A 19,835-nucleotide genomic window follows, 5' to 3' on the forward strand; every position below is an offset into this window, starting at 1 on the left:
TTCCAGCGTTGCACTGTCCAGCTTCAGTTCCGCCTGCACCTTGTCGTCCCGCTCGAACAGCTTGACGGCGTACCAGCGCAGGAAACGGTCCTCCACGCGGCCCTGGATGGATTCCTCGATGTGGGCCAGCGCGTGCTCGACGCTGCCGGTGAATACGTGGGGCAGCTCCCCGGTGCGGCCTTCCCGCGCCGCCGCCACGGCCATTTCGGCCGCCTGACGGCTGCCCTCGCCTTTAAGGGCGCTGATCTCGACGGCTTCGCAGCCGAGTTCCCGGCTCAGGCGCTTGAGGTCGATCGTATCGCCGTTTTTGCGTACCAGGTCGATCATATTCACCGCCATGACGACCGGGATGCCCAGTTCGATGAGCTGGGTCGTCAGGTACAGGTTGCGTTCGATGTTGGTACCGTCGATGATGTTCAGGATGGCGTCGGGCTGTTCGCCCACCAGGTAGCCGCGGGCCACCACTTCCTCCAGCGTGTACGGCGACAGTGAGTAGATGCCCGGCAGATCCTGGATGACTACATCCTCGTGGCCTTTAAGGCGGCCCTCTTTCTTTTCCACCGTAACGCCGGGCCAGTTGCCCACATACTGATTGGAGCCGGTCAGGTCATTGAACAGCGTGGTTTTGCCGCAGTTCGGGTTGCCGGCCAATGCGATTTTGATTGCCATGTCCAAATACCCCTTTCGTTGGCGCCTGGGTGCAAGCGCCGTTACTCGATTTCCACCATCGCGGCGTCGGCCTTGCGGATGCTCAATTCATAGTTGCGCACCGTAAGTTCCAGCGGGTCGCCCAGCGGCGCCACCTTGCGCAGGTAGACCTGCGTGCCTTTGGTCAGGCCCATATCCATAATGCGCCGCCGCACCGGTCCTTCGCCGTGCAGCCGCAGCACCGTGGCCGTTTGACCTACCTTAAGCTGCTGTAACGTTTTCATCGTGTTCCCTCCCGTTTATCCAAATCTGGTCACGGGGCCTTTGACCCCGGATCGTCCTACATTAGGCTACCAAGACCCGCATCGCCAGTGTTTTGTCCAATGCAATGCGGCTTGCCTTGACCTGCAAGATCAGGTTGCCGCCCAGCACATTTACCACGGTGACCGGCTCCCCCACCACAAATCCCAGCTCGGCCAGATGCTGCCGCACCTCGTCCCGGCCGGTAATTTTGCGAATAGTGACCGTCTGCCCCGGTTGGGCCATCGTCAACGGCATGGTTTTGTCGCCCCTTTCCTCGGTCGTATGTTAGTCCACGCTAACCATTAGGCCTAAAAATAGCGCCGGACCCTTGCAGTCCGCCGCCGAACCCCATCGCCGGCTTGCGGGGACGATGGGCTTCAAAAGTTAGTTATTGCTAATCCAGAATTCCCATAAAACCGCACCGGGTTGAGGGGTGCGGTTCTAAGTTCGGGAAATGAGGGATTCTCCCTGTGTCTGGTTGTCAGTTAGTTTTAGCTAACGAAGATACTATACCACGGTCCCCTGGGTTTGTCAACGGGGGCGGGGGAATTTTTTTCACAAAAAAAAGAGAGGGGCAAAGCCCCTCTCTCAGCGCAGCATATCAGTAGTTGCTGCTCTTCAGCTCAAAGTAAGCCTGCGGATGAGCGCAAACCGGGCACTTGACCGGCGCATGCTGGCCGATATAGACGTACCCGCAGTTGCGGCACTGCCAGACCTGCTCGGTCTCCCGGGCAAAGACCTTACCGGCCTCGATGTTGGCGGCCAGAGCCTTGTAGCGCTCCTCATGCTCCTTCTCGATGGTGGCAACCATCGTGAAGAGCGCTGCGATCTCGGTAAAGCCTTCCTCTTTGGCTTCGGCGGCCATCCGGGGATACATGGAGGTATGCTCCTCGTTCTCACCGGCGGCAGCCATCTTCAGGCAGGTCAGCGTGTCGGGGATCTCGCCCTTCTCCATCAGGAGCTTGAACCAGATCTTGGCATGCTCTTTTTCATTGTTAGCGGTCTCGTTGAAGATCGCGGAGATCTGCTCGTAGCCTTCCTTCTTGGCCTTGGATGCGAAGTAGGTGTACTTGTTGCGGGCCTGGCTTTCACCGGCGAAAGCTTCCCACAGATTCTTTTCGGTCTTGCTGCCTTTGAGTTCCATAACGCTTACCTCCGTTTATAAATTGTTCTGCTTTTCAAGAACTTGTCTTGCTATGGCCTCATTATATCATATTATTTTTCTTTGTCAACCCCGTTTTTAAGATTTATTCTTAAATTTTCTCAAATCTCCTGTTGACAAAAATCAAGAAATCGTGTATTCTATCTTTTAAGATAAAGTCTTATTCGGGAAGGAGGTCCGACTATGACCCGCCAAAAGGCATTGATATTGGAGATCATGAGCCAGCAGCGTCCCGCGCACCTGACGGCTGACGAGATCTTTTGCCATGCACGCCAGCAGATGCCGCACATCGCCCGCGGCACCGTCTACCGCAACCTGAAGTTGATGGAGCGCGACGGGGAAGTGGCCCACCTCGAAATGGCCGGCGGCCCAGACCGTTACGACTGCAATCCGGTGCCCCACGGGCACCTGCTGTGTGACGGCTGCGGCGAGCTGACCGACCTACCGGTGGTAGGGCTGATCCGGGAAGTGGAAGCCGCCATCGGCACCGAGGTTCGCGGCTATACGCTGACGATCCATTACCTGTGCCCCAAATGCCGCGCCAAGCAGGCGCAGTAACCTTGTATGGCAACCTTTGTCCGGGCAAAACCGCCCGGACATTTTTGCGCCCCGCGCCCCGCTTGCCGCGGGGCGCTTTTTGCGGTATACTGGCCTTATGCTATGATGAAGTGAGGTACCAAGTATGGCGAAACAGCGCGATCCGGTTCTGGACGGCATGCGGGGCATCGGCATTGTGCTGATGGTGGTAGGCCATTCCGGCTTTGCCGGCAGCGACTTCCTCTATTTGTTCCACATGGCCCTCTTCTTTATGCTCAGCGGGTATTTTTTCCGTCCCGTGCAGGACGGGGCCGGGCTGCGCCGGTTCTGCCTGCGTCGGGTAGTGACCCTTTGGCTGCCCTTTGTGGCGGCCAACACGGCCTTTACGGTCTGCAACAACCTGTTTTTGCGGTTCAACATCTTAACGCAGGACCCTCGCATTCTGGAGCTGCCGGGCAACCAAACCACCGACCCGGTGACCCTCAAGGACATCGTGGGGCGTACCCTCCACTGGTGCGTCTTTGACGGCGGTACCCAGTTGGGCGGCGCGCTCTGGTTTGTGCAGGCGCTGTTCCAGATTTCGATTTTGTACGCCGTGGTGGAATTTGTACTGCGCAAACTGCGCCTCGGGCAGGATACGCTCCTCCCCCAAGGGTTTGTGTCCGGCGTACTGCTGCTCTTAGGCTGGCACTGGTCCCAAACCGGCTGGAACGTCTGGGGGTTGGGCATTGTGGCCAGCGGCTACTGCCTGTTTTATCTGGGCACGTTGGCCCACTGCATGGGGCAGCCTGCCCGCAAGCCCGGCGCGCGAATTCTGATGGCCGTGCTGGCCTTCGGGGTGCTGCTGCTCCTGCTCCCCTTCGGCTCGGTGGGGTTGGCGGGCAACCAGTACCCCCACTGGCTGTTCTTGCTGGTCGCCAGCGCTGCCGGCTGGATGCTGGTCTATGAGTGCGCCCATCTGGCCGCCCTGCTGCCCCCGCTGGGTGCCGCATTGGCTGCGTTGGGCCGGGCCACCATGCCCATCGTCATCCTGCATTTTCTCAGCTTCAAACTGGTGACTTGGCTGGGCCTGCTGGCCACCGGCGGGGAAGGGTATCTGCTGGCAGCCTTCCCCACCCTGTTCACCGGCGGGGCTTGGTGGCTGGCCTATACGGCGGCGGGTCTGGGTCTGCCGCTGCTGGTCTACCAGCCTTATCGGGCCGCCAAGCACGCCATACTATGCAAAATGGGGAGAGCATGATGACAAAACAGTACTTTCAGGGCGAGGTGCTGGACGGCTTCGACCCCGGTCCCCTGCTGCAAGGGGTGGAATACAACGACTGCACCTTTCAAAACTGCCGGTGGGACGGTGTCCGCGTCGAAAATTGCACGTTTCTCTCCTGCACCTTTCGCCGCTGCAACTGGAGCGGTGTGGTCTTCAGTTTCAGCCAGATGCGCGACGCATGGTTTTCGGGCTGCGCCTTCCGGTCCATCGCTTGGGGCGGGCTGCAGGGACGCAGTGCCTTGGTACAGCCCTTCAGCAAGGCGGAACAGTGCGAATTTCGATACAATGAATTTTCCGACATGACACTGGCCCGGTTTGATTTTTCCAGTTGCCGGTTCGGAGATTGCACCTTCGACAACTGCAAACTGACCGGGGCGGATTTTCGCGCCGTGCCGCTGGGGCGTACCCAGTTCAGCCGGTGTGACCTGCAAAAGGCGGATTTTCGGGAGGCCACCGACTATCTCATCGACCCTACCGTGAACCGGATGCAGGGCGCCCGGTTCAGTTTTCCCGATGTGGTGGCGTTGCTGAGCGGGTTCGGGTTGAAAATCGAATAACCTTACCAAAAGGGGGAACAGGCCCGCACGGCGATTGCCTGTCGGTGTCCGCGCCGTCGGCGCATGTCCGCCGACGCAGACATTTTTTCTATTACAAAGGCATACAAGCGGCAAAAAATTTTGCCGCTTTTTTGTTTTGCTGACACAAACGGGGCCCCGGCGGCGTTATAGGGGTGAAAGAGCTTAGGAAAGGAAGTGATCCGGTATGCAGACTGAGCAGGAATTGGAACAGATGGTCCGCACCTATACCCCACCGCTGCTGCGCTACTGTACGGCCCTGCTGGGCAGCGAAGCCGACGCGCAGGACGCCGTACAGGCCACCTTTATCAAGGCGTGGCTGCGGCGGCACACCCTGCGGGGCGGCGGGCAGGACAACGAGCGGGCTTGGCTGTACCGCATCGCCTACCGCACGGCGCTGGACATGCTGCGCGCCGCCAAGCGGGCCGAAAACCGCCGCCCGCCCGAGCCGGCACCGCCGGACCCCGGCATCAGCGAGGAGCTGCGTGCCGCGCTGAACACGCTGGACCCACTGGACCGGGCGCTGGTGCTGGAACGGGTACTGGACGGGATGGACTACGCCGCCTTAGCCAAGATCCATCACCGGCCGGAAAGCTATCTGCGCACCCGTTATCACCGGGCCAAGCGGCGCTTGGCCACATTTTTAGAAAAGGAGGGCATCTGCCATGACCCCTGACCGTGACGAAACCTTGCTGCGGCAGACGCTGCTGGAAGGGCTTCACCCCACCGAAACCGATCTGTGGCCTGCCGTGGCCGAAGCACTGCCCGCCGGGGAAAAGCGGCAGAAACGGCGCACCCGGGCCCTACGGCTGGCGATCTGCATCGGGGCGCCACTGCTGCTGGCCGCTGGCGCCTTGCTGGGTCGGGTCCAGTTCACCAACCTGCGCACCAATCCCCGCCCCAGCTTTGCCCCCGACAAAAATACCGGGTACGCCATCCAATACGACCAGACCGCCTACGTCCTGCCCGACAAACTGATGGATTCCCTGCTGGCCCATTACAACGGCCAGCCCGATGCCGACGGCGTACCGCCCATGCATATCAGCACCAGCGGCTATAATGTTCCTTCTTCCGGCGGACCCGGCGGCCGGGGCTACGACAGTTGGGCGGACCTGACCGAAGCCACCGGTTTGCCGCTGCTGCAAAGCGGCCTGCTGGACAGCGCCACCCCAAAGGACGCGATCTACTGGAACTCCGCGCTGCCTGAACCTCCCCCGGAAGGATCAGAGGATTGGACCGAACAGGACTTTGTACTGTACTACAACCGCCTCCCGCTCTCTCAGGCCCAGCCCGCTGGGTTTACCGTTCTATGGAGCGGCACTTCGGATTACCAGATGGCACCGGCCTTTCTGTCCGCCCGCCGGAAGGACAAACTGGACAACGGCTATACCGTCGAGTTGATGGCCGAAACCATGCTGGCCACCATAGACCGGCCCGCCGGCACCACCGACACCCAGCACTGCATCTATTTTAGCCAGAGTTCCGGCTACACTTGGGATGTGGAGGAGTACACCACGCCCTCCGGTATTGTGGTCCTGCTGCCCCGCTGCACCAGCAACAAATCCCCCTACCTGAGCAGCTACGGCTATTTTGAGCAAGACGGTATCTATTACACCCTCTTTGTCCATCCGGATGAAGGGTGGGGTCCCGCCACCCGCGATCAGGGCGAAGAGGCCCGGGCGGTGCTCAAAGAGGCGGTGGACAGCTTGGTGCCCGTCGAGTAAGCCCCGCAAAACCAGCTTCCAAGCGCCGAAAAAGTGCTTTCATTCACAATTTAGCCAAATTTGTACAGCGATATGCCTGCCTGCGCGGGCATATCGCCATTTTTGATTTTTGAACAAAATTTGTACACAATTTCGCGCTACACTGAATGAGTAAAATTACCGCCTTTGGGCGAAGGGAGCTTCGGAGTACCTATGTCGGAACATGATACCACCGCGCGCCGTCCGCTGGACTGGTTCAAGCGCCATAATCCCCTGCAATGGGCCAAGCGTCACAAAAAGCTGACGATTTTTTTGGTCATTGTGCTGCTTATCATTGCCTTTGTGGTCAACACGCTGGGGCGCACGGCTGCTGCCAGCGCCGCATTGACCTATCAGTTTGTGCGCACCACCACCCTGCAAAAGACCAGCCTGACCGATTCGGTCAGTGTCAACGGCACGGTGGCTTCCGGTTCCACGGCCAGCGTCACGGCGTCGGATTCCGTCAAGACCTACAAGGTCACGGCGGTGAACGTGGCGGTGGGTGACACCGTCAAGGAGGGCGACGTGATCGCCACACTGGACACCAGCGACGTGGAAAAGCAGATTGAAAACGCGCAGGAAAGCTACAACGACAGTGTGGAGGAAGCCCAGACCAACTACCAGAACAGTGTGGAAGATCAGGCCACCAATCTGGCCCAGTTGCAGGAAAAGCTGGACAAAGCCCAAGAGGACTATGACACGCTGGGTCTGAACGACTACTACTCTTCCATGCAGAACACCGCCGGCGCCACCGGCACCAACCGGGAACTGGTGGAATACTACTACGGCCTGTTTGCCGAGAAGATCGCCGGGCTGCAAAACACGGTAGCCAACCTGCAGGTACAGTTGGCCCAAGCCCAGAAGGACAACAATCAGGACCGTGTCAACGAGATCCAAACCCAGCTTACCGACTACCAGAACCAGTTGAGCATCGCCAAAGGCCAGTGCAGCATTCCCGAACTGGGCCTGCAGGGCTTTGACACCATCACCCAGTATTACAACCAGATCGAACAATACCGCGACGCGCTGGAAACCGCCCAGCAAAACTACGACAACGCGGTGACCACCAACAGCCGCAGCGTGGACAGCGCCGAAACCAAGCTGGAGCAAGCCACCCGTACCTCCGACACGCTGACCGACCTGCAATCCACCTTGGAGGACTGCACCCTGACCGCCACCATGGACGGCACCATCACCGAGCTGAACGCCACGGTGGGTTCGGTGTGCAGCGGCACGGTAGCCACCATTCAGGACGTTTCCGACCTGACGGTGGAGGTCACCATCCCGGCCAGCTCGGTGGGAAAACTGTCCACCGGCATGCAGTGCAACATCACCAGCGATGCCACCGGTGATACGGTGGTGTCCGGCACGCTGACCCGCATCGATCCCGTGGCCAATTCGGAAGGCACCTTCGGCGCCACCGTCACCGTCAACGGGGCGGACTCCGGCTTGCTGATCGGCATTTCGGCTCAGGTGGAGATCATCATCAACGAGAAGGACGATGTCTTTACCGTTCCCCGGGATGCCGTGGGCACCCACGAGGATGGCTCCACCTATGTGCTGCGCCAGACCGGCGGCGAGGGCGTGGATATGACCTTTGAGGAAGTGACCGTCACCACCGGTGACTCCAACGACTATTACATCGAGATTTCCGGCGATGACTTGCAGGAAGGGGATGTGATCCGTTCCAGTTCCGACCTGACGCAGGGCATCGAAACCACCGACAACACCCTCGACCCCATGGAAGAGATGATGCAGGGCGGTGAAGTAGCGGTTGCTGCCCCGGACGCCCCCGTTGACGGCGGCGGAAACCGCGGCAGCGGACCGGAAGGCGGCGGCCCGGGAGGCATGTAAAGATGCACAACACCGAACAATTTGCCAACGGCACCGCCCCGCAGGCGGCGGATGCAGCCCCCGAAGCGACCCGCAAACTGAATCTGCCCGGCAGCGCCCCGGCCCAGACCGTCCAGCCGCTGATCGAGATGCAGGACATCCACAAAAGTTACTACATCGGCAAGCCCAACGAGCTGGAAATCCTGCACGGCATCAGCCTAAAAGTCTATCCCGGCGAGTTTGTGGCCATTGTGGGTGAATCCGGTTCCGGTAAATCCACCTTAATGAACATCATCGGCGTGTTGGATAAGCCCACCAGCGGCCAGTATACACTGGACGGGGTGGACATTCACGACGCCCCCGACAACGAGTTGGCCGCGATCCGCAACCGTAAGATCGGATTCGTCTTTCAGACCTACAACCTCATCGGCCGCCAGAGCGCCCTGAAAAACGTGGAACTGCCCATGCTGTACGCCGGGGTTCCCGCCGGGGAGCGCAACCGCCGGGCCAAGGACTGGCTGACCCGGGTGGGCATGGCGGAACGCATGAAACACCAACCCAATGAGCTGTCCGGCGGCCAAAAGCAGCGGGTGGCCATCGCCCGGGCGATGGTCAACGAACCAGCCCTGATCTTGGCCGACGAGCCCACCGGCGCCTTGGACAGCCAGACCAGCCGCATCGTCATGGATCTGTTCCATGAGATGCACGAAAAATACCACAAGACCATTGTGCTCATCACCCACAACCCCCAGCTGGCCGAGGAATGCCAGCGGGTGTTGACGCTGCGGGATGGGCTGATCGTGGGGGAACGAAAGGGGTCCGGCAAACGTGCAGCTCTTTGAGAATGTTTCCATGGCACTGGCCAGCGTGCGCAGCAACAAGATGCGCAGCCTGCTGACCATGCTGGGCATCATCATCGGTATTGCCGCGGTCATTGCCATCGTCACAGTGGGCAACAGTATGACCGGCACCGTCACCGATTCCATGTCCGGCATGGGGGTCAGCAACATTACGGTCAGCCTGACCCAAAAAGATTCCAACGACACCACCGGCACGGCCGCAGGGGTAACGCTGCGGCGGTTTATGGACTCCACTCCGTCGGCCGATGACCTGATCACCGACCAGATGCTGGACGAATTTACCGCCACCTTCCCCGACCAAGTGGCCCGCATTGAACTGACACAGGAGGTGGGCGACGGCACCATCGAAAAGTACGGTGACCCCACCACCACGATCCATGCAGCGGTATCGGGCGCCAACGCCGCGGAACTGCAAGCCATGGAGGACGACACCCCCATCTTGGCCGGCCGCTGGCTGGACGATGAGATGGATGCCGGCCGCAAGGTGGCTGTGGTATCGGAAAAATTTGTGGAGCAGGCCATCGGCGGCAGCACCATCGACGCCATCGGCAAATCCTTCACGCTGACCATCAACAAAAATCTGTATACCTTTTATATAACCGGCGTCTATGAGTACACCGAGGATGTCTACGCCAGTATGTTCGGCATTACCGACGACGACCAGATCCAGACCAACATATACATCCCGCTGGATGTGGCCAAAGAGATCGCCGGGGCGGACACCGGCTACCAGAGCGTCACGGTGGTGGCGGCTTCCGGTGTGGATGTGACCAGCTTTGTGGATACGGTGGGCAGCTACTTTGCCAGCTACTACACCTACAACGATACCTGGACCGTCAGTGCCAGCAGCATCTCCAGTCTGGTGGAATCCATGACCGAAATGCTGGGCACCCTGTCGCTGGGCATCTCGGCCATCGCTGCCATCTCGCTGCTGGTGGGCGGCATCGGCGTCATGAACATCATGATGGTGTCGGTCACCGAGCGCACCCGCGAAATCGGCACCCGCAAGGCGCTGGGCGCCCCGGGTTCCGCTATCCGTATGCAGTTCATCACCGAGAGCGTTATCCTCTGCCTGATCGGCGGCGTCATCGGCGTGGCACTGGGCATCGGGTTGGGCGCGCTGCTCAGCAGCGTGGTGGGCATGGCCGCCAAACCCAGCATTGCCTCCATCCTTGTGGCGGTGGGCTTCAGTATGGGCATCGGCGTCTTTTTCGGCTACTATCCCGCCAACAAAGCCGCCCAGCTCAACCCCATCGACGCGCTGCGGTACGAATAAAAAATCACGAGTTCCCGTGCATTGCACGGGGCTCTTTTTTGTGTTATACTCATCTGCGGAACGTATAGGAAAATGGATCACGCAAATCAATAGAGGGAAGGGTTCTGCTGCTATGCAGCAAGAAAAACGTGCGATTTTTACCAATCACCAGCTCATGACCCTGCTGTGGCCGTTGGTCATCGAACAGGCGCTGAGCGTGCTGGTGGGCATGGCCGATACCATGATGGTGTCCTCCGCCGGCGAAGCTGCGATCTCCGGCGTGTCGCTGGTGGATATGATCAACCAGCTCATTATCACCGTCTTTGGTGCGCTGGCCACCGGCGGCGCCGTAGTGACCAGCCAGTATTTGGGCGCCCAAAAACCGGAACAAGCCGCCCGCAGCGCCGGACAGCTTGTCACCCTCAGCGCCCTGCTGGGCAGCGCCATCGCAGCGTTCTGCTTGGTTGGCCGCACCATGCTGCTGCGCCTCTTCTTCGGTTCCATTACCGATGATGTAATGACGGCCGCTTTGATCTACTTTACCATCACGGCGCTGTCTTTCCCCTTCTTGGCCCTGTACAACGCCGGCGCGGCGATCTTCCGCTCCACCGGCAACAGTGCCGTTTCCATGAAGGTGTCGGTGGTCGTCAACCTGATCAACTTCTGCGGCAACGCCCTTTGCGTTTACGGTTTGAAGATGGGCGTAGCCGGTGTCGCTGTACCCACCTTGGTTTCCCGTGCGGTGGGCGCCGTCGTCATCCTGTCGCTGGCCGCCCGGCCCGACTATCTGCTGCGCATCACCCCCTACACCATCACCCATCTGGAACGGGGCACCGTCAAAAGCATTCTGGCCATCGGCGTCCCCTCGGCCTGCGAAAACAGCTTGTTCCAGTTGGGCCGTGTGCTGGTGGTCAGCATGATCTCGCTGTTCGGCACGGTCCACATCTCGGCCAATGCCGTAGCCAACAATCTGGACGGCGTGGGCTGCATTATCGGCAACGCCATGTGTCTGGGCATGATCACCGTGGTGGGCCGCTGTGTCGGCGCACAGGACTTTGATCAGGCCGTTTACTACACCAAAAAACTGCTCCGCTGGGACTATGTGGCTCAGGGCCTGACCAACGCCGTCGTGCTGCTGGCCCTGAACCCCCTGCTCAGCCTCTACACCCTCTCCCCCGAAACAGCCCAGCTCTCGGCGGAACTGGTGTGGATCCACGCCGGGCTCTCCATCTTCCTGTGGCCGCTGGCCTTTATCCTGCCCAACGCCCTGCGCGCCGCCAATGACGTGCGGTTCACCATGGTGGTTTCGGTGGTGTCCATGCTGGTATGGCGGCTGGGCTTCAGCCAGATCCTCTGCGTCCAACTGGGCTGGGGCGCGCTGGGTGTCTGGTGGGCCATGATCATCGACTGGATCTGCCGCCTGATCTGCTTTGTCATCCGTTTTGCCAGCGGTGCTTGGAAGAAGAAGGCCATGAAAATTCCCGCCTGACCCTACAAGGAGGACCCCCATGAAATTTGTAAGCTGGAACGTCAACGGCCTGCGGGCCTGCCTGAAAAAAGGCTTTGAGGATACCTTCCGCGCGTTGGACGCCGACTTTTTCTGCATACAGGAAACCAAGATGCAGCCCGGGCAGGCAGACTTTGCCCCCGAAGGCTACACCGAATACATTTACAGCGCCGACAAGAAAGGCTATTCCGGCACCGCCATCTGGGCCAAAACGCCGGCTCTCTCGGTGCGGTATGGGTTAGAGGAAGACCTGCACAACCACGAAGGCCGGGCCATCACGCTGGAATACCCCGACTTTTATCTGGTGAACCTCTATGTGCCCAACTCCCAGAACGAGCTGGCCCGCATCGACTACCGCATGCAGTGGGAGGATGATCTGCGCCGCTACTTGCAGGCCTTGGACGCCCAAAAACCGGTGATCCTCTGCGGGGACCTGAACGTAGCCCACACCGAGATCGACCTGAAAAACCCCGGTCCCAACCGTGGGGCGGCGGGCTTCAGCGATCAGGAGCGGGGCAAGCTGGACGAACTGCTGGCTGCCGGCTTCACCGACAGTTTCCGCCACCTGCACCCCGATGCCACCGGCATTTACAGTTGGTGGAGCATGCGGTTCCGCGCCCGGGAGCGCAACGCCGGATGGCGTATCGACTATTTTCTGGTCAGCAACCGGTTGGCGCCCAAAATCGCCGCGGCGGATATCCGCATGGAGATCCTTGGCAGCGACCACTGCCCGGTAACGCTGGATCTGGACCTGTAACAGGGTATCTTAAAAATTTTTTATATTTTTTTGAAAAAAATTCCCCCGCGTTGCAAAATCTGACGCGGGGGAATCGTCTTATGTAATAGAAAGCGAAAGTAAAGGGGGTGTGGGGTCTGACCAACGAAGAATTTACCGGGTTGATGCAGCAATATCAGCGGCTGATTTATACCGTCTGTCTGCAATTCGTCCATGACCCCCACACCGCCGAGGATCTGACGCAGGAAACTTTCTTGTCGGCCTTTTCCGCCATTGACCGGTGCGAGCCCCAGTACTACAAAGCGTGGCTGGTCCGGGTGGCGGCCAACAAGTGCAAGGACCACCTAAAAAGCGCGTGGGTGCGCCGGGTGGAAGCCCCGGGGGACGACGCCTTGCCGGAACCCCGCGGCGCCCCACCGGGGGACGCCGCCGACCCCGCCGACCAGTTGACCAGTCAGGCCGGGGCCGAAGAGTTGGAAACGCTGGTGCGCAATCTGCGGGAACCCTACGGCCAAATTGCCGTGCTGTACTTTTTACAGCACAAGGATACCGCCGAGATTGCCACGCTGGTCCACCGCCCACCGGCTACGGTGAGCAGCCAGCTTTGGCGGGCCAAACTGCTGCTGCGCCAACAGATCAACGAGAGGAGGCTGAAGGAATGAGCCTATATTTTGACAACGAAAAGCTGTTCGACAAAGAGGGGCATCTGACCGACGATGGTCTGTATGCACTGAAGGATGGCACACTGGACGATTTGGGCGCGCTGGAAGCCGCCGAGCATCTGAGCTTTTGCGATTATTGCCTGCTGCGCTACACCCAGTTGATCGATGCCGCCCCCACCTGCCTGCAAGAACCTATGCGGGACCTGATCCCGCAGGTGCAAAACCTGATGCGGCTGCGCCGCTTCCGCATTATGACCAATCGGTATGTGTCGGCTGCGGCCGCCGTGGTGCTGGCCTTTATGCTGTGGGGCTTTGCGTCGCTGGGTTCCCACCAGAAGATGGCCGCCCGCAGCGTGCAGCCCCGGGAACCCAAAGTGAGCTTTGGCCAATGGCTGGACACCACCGTAACCGGGTTCTACGACAGTCTGGACGACACCTTTACCAACTTTACGCTGGCCGCCGAAAACGGCTTGGCACAACTGCAACACCACGACGACGGCGGCGCATCCGCCAAGGGAGATTGACACCATGAAAAAGAACGCTTTGCTCACCTTTATCTTTGCCTGCATCCCCGGCGCCGGGCAGATGTATTACGGCTATATGCAGCGGGGGCTTTCCCTCATTACCCTGTTTTGCGGCTGCTTCATTCTGGGTGCGCTGGCCAGCCCGCTGGTCGTAACCGCCTTTATTGTATGGATGTACAGCTTTTTTGACACCTACGACCTGATCCGGCATCTGGCTTCGGGGGACCCCAAACCCGACGGCCTGATGATTTTGGGGGACTGGGAAGACCTGAAGCGGCTGATCCCCAAGCACAACCGCCTGCTGGGCTGGGGGCTCATCGCGCTGGGCATCTGGTCGCTGTACAGCATTTTGGTGGAACCCATGCTGTACAGCCTGCTGGAACTGCTCAACGTACAAAACGCCTACTACTATATCAGTTCCATCCCCACCATCCTCATCGCCGCGCTGCTCATCGCCGCCGGTGTCTGGCTGTTGGGTCTGCACCCCCAGCGTAAGCAGAGCAGCGACCTGCCCCCCTACCCCCACGATGAAAACGCAGAATAATACAATTTGTATATTTTAACACGAGGTAAACAAAATGGATGAAAACAAAACCAATGCGGCCCAAACCAACGCACAAGCCCCTGTTCGCCCGCAAAAAGTACGCCGCGTAGGTCGTTTTGCCTTTGCGCTGCTGCTCATCGGCGCCGGTATTCTGCTGCTGGTCCAGCAGTTTGTTCCCCAATTCGATCTACTCAGCATCGTTCGGTTTGCCCCGGCACTGCTGATTGTGCTGGGCATCGAGATGCTGGTCTACTCGTCCAAGCCGGACGTCACCGTGAAATTCGATTGGCTCAGCGTGCTGGGCTGCGGCTTCATTCTCTGCATCGTAGGCGGCGCATCGCTGGTGCCGCTGGTCTGGGGATACGTCAACCCCGCCCGGGATTACGCCCGCAACAACTATTCCACCCAACTGCAGGATCAAATCTATCAGGCCCTGAACGCCGACACCGACTTGAAAGCCCGCGTCAACAACCTGTATGTGAACGTCTGGTTTAACCACACCGACAGTGGGTCTTACACACTGCAGGATGTGGATGATGTGGACCTCAACGTGGAACTGTCCACCTACACCTACACCGACGCCAACGCCTTTGCCGCGGACTGCTACCGCATCACCCAGTTGGTCCAGCAAAGCGGCGTCCCGGTGGACCAGTTCCAGTTTGATTCCTCCAACATTTCCAACGCCACCGGCAACCGGTATACCTTGAACTTCCTGTCCAGCTTCTTTGAGGGACTGACGCCGGAGCAGTTGGCCCAGCGGGTAAACTGCTATTACGAGTACGAGGGCAACGGCTATTCCACGGTTGAAGAGCGGAATGACGCCGTGCGGGCCATCCTGCGGGAGCGGATCACCGAAGAGTATCTGGAATCCCACGACGGAGAATATTCCCCCGAAGAGTATCTGGCTGCGGAAGTGGAGCAGCAACTGCAAGCGACCTTCCCCATGGAGTTTCCGGCCACACCGGAAAGCGCTGCCTCCTAACCGTTGCGTTCTTCCCTTTCCGTATAACAGAAAAGCAGGGGCCTCGCATCCCATCCCGGGATGCGGGGTCCCTGCCCTTTTGGGGAGAACTTACTTCTTTTGGCCGCGGTCAATGGCTGCCACCACGCCGGAGAGGGCCAGCAGCGCCAACAGGTTGGGAATGGCCATCAAGCCATTGAAGAAGTCGGCCATGGCCCAGACCAGATCCACCTTGAGGGTAGAGCCCACCAGAATGAAGATCACCACGATGATGCTGTACAGGGGCAGCGCCTTTTCACCAAAGAGAGCCTTGAAGTTGGTGTGGCCGAAGAAATACCAGCCGATGATGGTGGAGAAGGCGAAGAAGAACATGCAGATGGCAATGAAGATGGGGCCGAAGCTGCCGAAGGACTGGCTGAAGGCCGCCTGCGTCAAGGCCGTACCGGTCAGCCCCTGCGGCACCAGACCCGAGGAGATCAGCACCAGACCGGTGAGGGTAAGTACCACAAAGGTATCGATAAAGACGCCCAGAATGGCCACCGCGCCCTGATCCTGCGGCTGCTTGACCTTGGCCAGCGCGTGGGCATGGGGGGTAGAACCCAGACCGGCTTCGTTGGAGAAGAGGCCGCGGGCCACGCCGAACCGCATCGCCTGCTGGACGGTGACACCGGCCACACCGCCGGCCATCGCCTGCGGGTCAAAGGCCAGCACAAAGATCTGGGCAAAGGTATCGGGCAGCGCCTTGGCGTTCATGATCAGGATGATCACACAGCCCACGATGTAAAATGCCGCCATCACGGGGACGATCTTCTCGGTAACAGAGGCGATGCGCCGCACGCCGCCCAAGAAGATGAAGGCCGCAATGGCCGCCACCACGATGCCCACCGCCAGCCGGTTGACGCCGAAAGCGTTGGCAAATGCATCGCCGATGGAGTTGGACTGGACCATGTTGCCCATAAAGCCCAGCGCCAGAATGATCAGTACCGAGAAGATGGTGGCCAGAATCCGGCCAAACCGGCCCTTGAAAGCCGCCCGGATGTAGTAGGCCGGACCGCCGGTGACCTGACCGTTTTCCACCGTCTTATAGTGCTGGGCCAGTACCGCCTCGGCGTAGATGGTAGCCATGCCGAAGAAGGCCGACACCCACACCCAGAACAGGGCGCCGGGGCCGCCGCTGACTACGGCGGTGGCACAGCCCGTAATGTTGCCGGTGCCCACCTGTGCCGCGATGGCGGTAGTCAGCGCCTGAAAAGAGCTCATGCCATCCTCGCCGGCTTTTTTACCGTGAAGGGTAAAGTTGCCGAATACCCGATGGAACCCTTCCCCAAAGCGGCGCAACTGTACACCCCGCAGCCGGATGGTGAAAAAAATGCCGGTGCCTACCAGCAAAAACAGCAACAGATAGTCCCACAAAAAGCTGCTGGCCCGCTCTACCAGCGCAGTAAACAATTCCATACGATTCCCCTCTTTTTCTCAAAATTCCAAACCTTTCCTCGCTGTCCATGAAACGGACAACGTACTAACTATACTATGCTTTTTCCATAAAGTCAAGTGTATTTATACGGCGTACACTTTTGGGTAAACAAAAGGCCGGGCGAACCCGGCCGGCGGCCGCCCCCAAGGGGTCGCAGCCCTTTTTCCTGATTTCAGCGCGCCAACGTGCCATGGATATATTTGCGGTCCAGCCCATACTGAACGGCTGCCCGCAGCACCACCCAGGTCAAAAACACCTCCAGCGGCAGCATGATGGTGTTTTTCATAAGTCCGGTAGTGGCATAGTAGAGATACCCCTTGCCGTAGAGCATGGCCTTCCAGACGCTGCCCAGCAGTACATTGCTGCCATAGTTGATGAGCAGCCGGGTAAACAAAATGCGCAGCACGGTGGGTTTGCGCCGGTAGAGCATCAGGCCATAGAGCAGCCCGGACAGCAGCGCGGTGAGCATGTACCCGGGGAAGTACGGTTCGCCGTAGCTGAACAGCAAAAAGCCGCCCACATCGATCACCGCACCGGCTGCCATGCCCACCAGCGGGCCATAACACATACAGCCCAGCGATACCGCCAAAAAGCTGAAATAGATCTTGAGGCTAGGTCCCAGCAGATAGATGGGCATGCTTTTCAGCATGATGGCCATGGCACAGACCAACCCCGAAAAGGCCAGCACCCGCACATTGCGGAACTCGGCCCGGGCAGCGCGCCAATAGGCGGCGGAAAAGACGGACAACGGTTGATTTTGCATACAAAAAACCTCCTACTCGGTGCATTGCTGCACAAAGGAGGAGGCAAAAAGGCGGGCGTGGACACACATACCACACCCGCCGTTGCGCACCGTCATGCAGCAGCGGGATGCGGGATACGCACCGCGGACCATTGGTCACTTCGTCCTGCCACAACTCCCCGTTGGTCAGGCACTTCGGGGCTAACCCCCACGCGCGGATCCCTACTCTGCAATGGATTCTACATGGCCATTATAGGCCGCCCGGAGCCGGAATGCAACCCCTTGGGCAAAAATTTATGCGCTTTGTCCCTTTATTGGCCGCTGGCGCCGTAGTTGGACAGCACCCGGGCGCTGGGATCATCCACATCGCAGCCCGGCCATGCCTTGTTGGGCATCCAGTAGTCCACGATCATCTCGGCCTGACCGGGATAGTATTTTTCAAAAATCTCCCGGTAGAGCAGGCTCTCCTTGGTGAAGGGCCGGGCATAGGCATATTTCCCCGCCCGCTCGGCAAATTCCCGGTCGGTGTAGTGCTGTTCGGCATACGCTTTCAGATCGTCCACCATGGAATGGCCCACCGCGTCGCTGAAGGCCGCCTTCTCCCGCCAGAGGATGCTTTCCGGCAGCCAATCCCCTTCGAAGGCTTTGCGCAGCAGGTATTTGCCCTTGCCGTAGGTGTTCAACTTTTTGGCCGGGTCGATGGCCATGACATACTTGACGAAATCCAGATCCCCGAAAGGCACCCGGGCTTCCAGACTGTTGACACTGATGGACCGGTCAGCCCGCAGCACGTCGTACATATACAGCTCACGGATCCGCTTCTGGCTCTCGGCCTGAAACGCCGCGGCGCTGGGGGCGAAGTCGGTATACTTGTAGCCGAACAGCTCGTCGGAGATCTCGCCGGTGAGCAGCACCCGGATGTCGGTATGCTCGTGGATATACTTGCAGACCAGATACATGCCCACCGACGCCCGGATGGTGGTGATATCCCAAGTGCCCAGCATGGCCACCACGTCTTCCAGTGCGTCCAGCACGATCTGCTGGTTGATGATGACCTCGGTGTGGTCGGCGTGGAGGTAGTCCGCCACCTGCTTGGCATATTTCAGGTCAATGGCATCCTCGCTCATGCCGATGGCAAAGGTACGGATGGGGTTGCCCAGCTTTTTGGCCGTAATGGCGCAGACCAGACTGGAGTCCAGCCCGCCGGACAACAGAAAGCCCACCGGGGTGTCGGCGTCCAGCCGCTTGTCCACGCCGGCCACCAGTTTTTCCCGGATGTTGGTCAAAATCTCAGGCAGTTCCTCCTGCGCGTAGGCCGGGGTGTCGGCAATATCGCAGTAGCGGACAAACTGACCGTTGCAGTAGTAGCTGCCGATGGGGAACGGATAGACTTTTTTGCACAGTCCCACAAGGTTTTTTGCCTCCGACGCGAAGGCGATACAGCCCGAATCGCTGTACCCGTAGAAGAGCGGCCGGATGCCGATGGGGTCCCGGGCGGCGATGAGCAGTTTCTTGCGGCTGTCGTACAAAATCATGGCGAACTCGGCATCCAGATGCTTGAACATCTCCAGCCCGTACTTGTAATAGAGGGGCAGAATGATCTCACAGTCCGAATCCGAGGCAAAGGTGTAGCCTTCCGCCTCCAGCTCTTTCTTGACAGGACGGAACCCGTACAGCTCGCCGTTGCAGGCCACACAGTCCGCCCCCCGGAAGAAGGGCTGCATGCCCTCCGGCGTCAGGCCCATGATGGCCAACCGGCCGAAGCCCAGCAGGCCAAATTCCGTTTCGCATACCCGTTGGTCGTCCGGTCCGCGGGAGGTGGTACGCAGCAGATACTTGGTGAAAGTTTCTTTGGGCAGGTCATGCCCGGCATAGCCCATGATACAGCACATTTTGGTGACACTCCTTACGTTCTTACAACCGTTTTTCCCCGAGCGGCCCATAAAAAAAGACAGCCCGCTCGCCCTATCAATAGGACGAGTTGCTGTCTTGAAACCCGCGGTGCCACCTATTTTACCGCAGCCGAAAACCGGCATGCGGTCACTTTTCCGCACACGTTCACCTTTGAAACGCTGCCGCTGTAACGCACGGCCTGCGGCGCCCCTACTGCCCCCGGCGGGAGGGTTCAGGTTGCAGCTCCCGGGTGTTCTTTCCCGCGCCGTCCCCGTCCCGGCTCGCAGCAAAATGCCGGGCTCTCTGTGCGGTTGTTGCGCGGCACTTTTCCCGATCAACGCTTTTAACAGCTAAAGCATAGCACCATTCGGCGGCACTGTCAAGAAATTTTTGCAGGAAGCGTCCCGGCTTTTTTGCTAAAATCTACCATTTTTATAGAGATTCCCCTTGTACTTTGCCCCCGTTCATGGTATAGTATTATTTCGGTAGGATAGGGTAATACTTGCCCTATCCCCAACCCCCAACAAAGGAGCTTCTTTACTATGCTAGAACTGCGTAACGTCGGCTACGAGACCGACGACAATAAAGAGATCCTGCACGATGTGAGCCTAAC

21 protein-coding genes, 1 riboswitch and 1 other annotated feature are annotated in these 19,835 nt (G+C 59.2%); of the genes, 14 read left to right on the top strand and 7 right to left on the bottom strand.

Going from position 1 to position 19,835, the window contains the following annotated elements:
* From Q0526_RS09150 to rbr, 4 genes are all read right to left on the bottom strand, one after another.
* Positions 1-669 (bottom strand): FeoB small GTPase domain-containing protein (locus Q0526_RS09150; protein ID WP_298732755.1); only part of this gene is annotated, 669 nt, incomplete at its 3' end.
* A 41-nt stretch (positions 670-710) separates the two neighbouring features.
* On the bottom strand, positions 711-932 hold the full coding sequence (locus tag Q0526_RS09155; RefSeq protein WP_298732757.1) for a FeoA family protein: 222 nt from the start codon (positions 930-932) through the stop codon (positions 711-713).
* Positions 933-993: 61 nt separating this feature from the next.
* Positions 994-1,206 carry a FeoA family protein gene (locus tag Q0526_RS09160; RefSeq protein ID WP_298732759.1) on the bottom strand — a complete coding sequence of 71 codons (213 nt, stop codon included), beginning with the start codon at positions 1,204-1,206 and terminating at the stop codon, positions 994-996.
* Between the two features lie 346 nt (positions 1,207-1,552).
* A complete protein-coding gene (gene rbr / locus Q0526_RS09165; RefSeq protein ID WP_298732761.1) occupies positions 1,553-2,095 on the bottom strand; it encodes a rubrerythrin in 543 nt (180 codons plus the stop codon).
* A 201-nt stretch (positions 2,096-2,296) separates the two neighbouring features.
* Between rbr and Q0526_RS09170 the strand changes: the two genes are divergently transcribed.
* The 14 genes from Q0526_RS09170 (at position 2,297) to Q0526_RS09235 (ending at position 15,134) form a co-directional block, all read left to right on the top strand.
* Entirely contained in the window at positions 2,297-2,671 is a 375-nt protein-coding gene (locus Q0526_RS09170) for a transcriptional repressor (protein ID WP_298732763.1), read from the top strand.
* Between the two features lie 124 nt (positions 2,672-2,795).
* On the top strand, positions 2,796-3,890 hold the full coding sequence (locus Q0526_RS09175; RefSeq protein WP_298732765.1) for an acyltransferase family protein: 1,095 nt from the start codon (positions 2,796-2,798) through the stop codon (positions 3,888-3,890).
* Entirely contained in the window at positions 3,887-4,471 is a 585-nt protein-coding gene (locus Q0526_RS09180) for a pentapeptide repeat-containing protein (protein WP_298732767.1), read from the top strand. Before Q0526_RS09175 ends, Q0526_RS09180 begins: the two co-directional genes overlap by 4 nt.
* Before the next feature lie 205 nt (positions 4,472-4,676).
* On the top strand, positions 4,677-5,165 hold the full coding sequence (locus Q0526_RS09185; RefSeq protein ID WP_298732769.1) for an RNA polymerase sigma factor: 489 nt from the start codon (positions 4,677-4,679) through the stop codon (positions 5,163-5,165).
* Positions 5,155-6,213 carry a hypothetical protein gene (locus Q0526_RS09190; protein ID WP_298732771.1) on the top strand — a complete coding sequence of 353 codons (1,059 nt, stop codon included), beginning with the start codon at positions 5,155-5,157 and terminating at the stop codon, positions 6,211-6,213. Before Q0526_RS09185 ends, Q0526_RS09190 begins: the two co-directional genes overlap by 11 nt.
* A gap of 192 nt (positions 6,214-6,405) precedes the next feature.
* The gene (locus Q0526_RS09195; RefSeq protein ID WP_298732773.1) at positions 6,406-8,085 is read left to right on the top strand and encodes an efflux RND transporter periplasmic adaptor subunit; all 1,680 of its coding nucleotides are present in this window, start codon (positions 6,406-6,408) and stop codon (positions 8,083-8,085) included.
* A 128-nt stretch (positions 8,086-8,213) separates the two neighbouring features.
* A complete protein-coding gene (locus Q0526_RS09200; RefSeq protein ID WP_298732793.1) occupies positions 8,214-8,906 on the top strand; it encodes an ABC transporter ATP-binding protein in 693 nt (230 codons plus the stop codon).
* Positions 8,893-10,200, top strand: a complete 1,308-nt coding sequence (locus tag Q0526_RS09205; protein ID WP_298732775.1) for an ABC transporter permease — start codon at positions 8,893-8,895, stop codon at positions 10,198-10,200. Before Q0526_RS09200 ends, Q0526_RS09205 begins: the two co-directional genes overlap by 14 nt.
* A gap of 112 nt (positions 10,201-10,312) precedes the next feature.
* Complete coding sequence (locus Q0526_RS09210) at positions 10,313-11,668, top strand: MATE family efflux transporter (RefSeq protein WP_298732777.1); 1,356 nt, start codon at positions 10,313-10,315, stop codon at positions 11,666-11,668.
* A gap of 19 nt (positions 11,669-11,687) precedes the next feature.
* Positions 11,688-12,443, top strand: coding sequence for an exodeoxyribonuclease III (locus Q0526_RS09215; protein WP_298732779.1), 756 nt, complete (start codon positions 11,688-11,690; stop codon positions 12,441-12,443).
* 107 nt (positions 12,444-12,550) lie between these two features.
* Complete coding sequence (locus Q0526_RS09220) at positions 12,551-13,084, top strand: sigma-70 family RNA polymerase sigma factor (RefSeq protein ID WP_298732781.1); 534 nt, start codon at positions 12,551-12,553, stop codon at positions 13,082-13,084.
* Entirely contained in the window at positions 13,081-13,608 is a 528-nt protein-coding gene (locus Q0526_RS09225) for a hypothetical protein (protein WP_298732783.1), read from the top strand. The genes Q0526_RS09220 and Q0526_RS09225 overlap by 4 nt, the downstream gene beginning before the upstream one ends.
* A 4-nt stretch (positions 13,609-13,612) precedes the next feature.
* Entirely contained in the window at positions 13,613-14,152 is a 540-nt protein-coding gene (locus Q0526_RS09230) for a hypothetical protein (RefSeq protein WP_298732785.1), read from the top strand.
* A 34-nt stretch (positions 14,153-14,186) separates the two neighbouring features.
* Complete coding sequence (locus tag Q0526_RS09235) at positions 14,187-15,134, top strand: hypothetical protein (RefSeq protein WP_298732787.1); 948 nt, start codon at positions 14,187-14,189, stop codon at positions 15,132-15,134.
* A 90-nt stretch (positions 15,135-15,224) separates the two neighbouring features.
* On the opposite strand, the gene Q0526_RS09240 is transcribed toward Q0526_RS09235, so the two are convergent.
* The 3 genes from Q0526_RS09240 to asnB form a co-directional block, all read right to left on the bottom strand.
* Positions 15,225-16,568: a sodium:alanine symporter family protein gene (locus Q0526_RS09240; protein ID WP_298732789.1), complete on the bottom strand. Its 1,344-nt coding sequence runs from the start codon at positions 16,566-16,568 to the stop codon at positions 15,225-15,227.
* Between the two features lie 191 nt (positions 16,569-16,759).
* Complete coding sequence (locus Q0526_RS09245; RefSeq protein WP_298732791.1) at positions 16,760-17,350, bottom strand: folate family ECF transporter S component; 591 nt, start codon at positions 17,348-17,350, stop codon at positions 16,760-16,762.
* Positions 17,351-17,448: 98 nt separating this feature from the next.
* A riboswitch (THF riboswitch) is annotated at positions 17,449-17,561 on the bottom strand.
* Positions 17,562-17,640: 79 nt separating this feature from the next.
* Positions 17,641-19,221 carry an asparagine synthase B gene (gene asnB / locus Q0526_RS09250; protein ID WP_366522072.1) on the bottom strand — a complete coding sequence of 527 codons (1,581 nt, stop codon included), beginning with the start codon at positions 19,219-19,221 and terminating at the stop codon, positions 17,641-17,643.
* A gap of 77 nt (positions 19,222-19,298) precedes the next feature.
* Positions 19,299-19,569 (bottom strand) — a binding site (T-box leader).
* Between the last annotated feature and the right edge of the window lie 266 nt (positions 19,570-19,835).

It is taken from the genome of uncultured Subdoligranulum sp., from assembly GCF_937890665.1.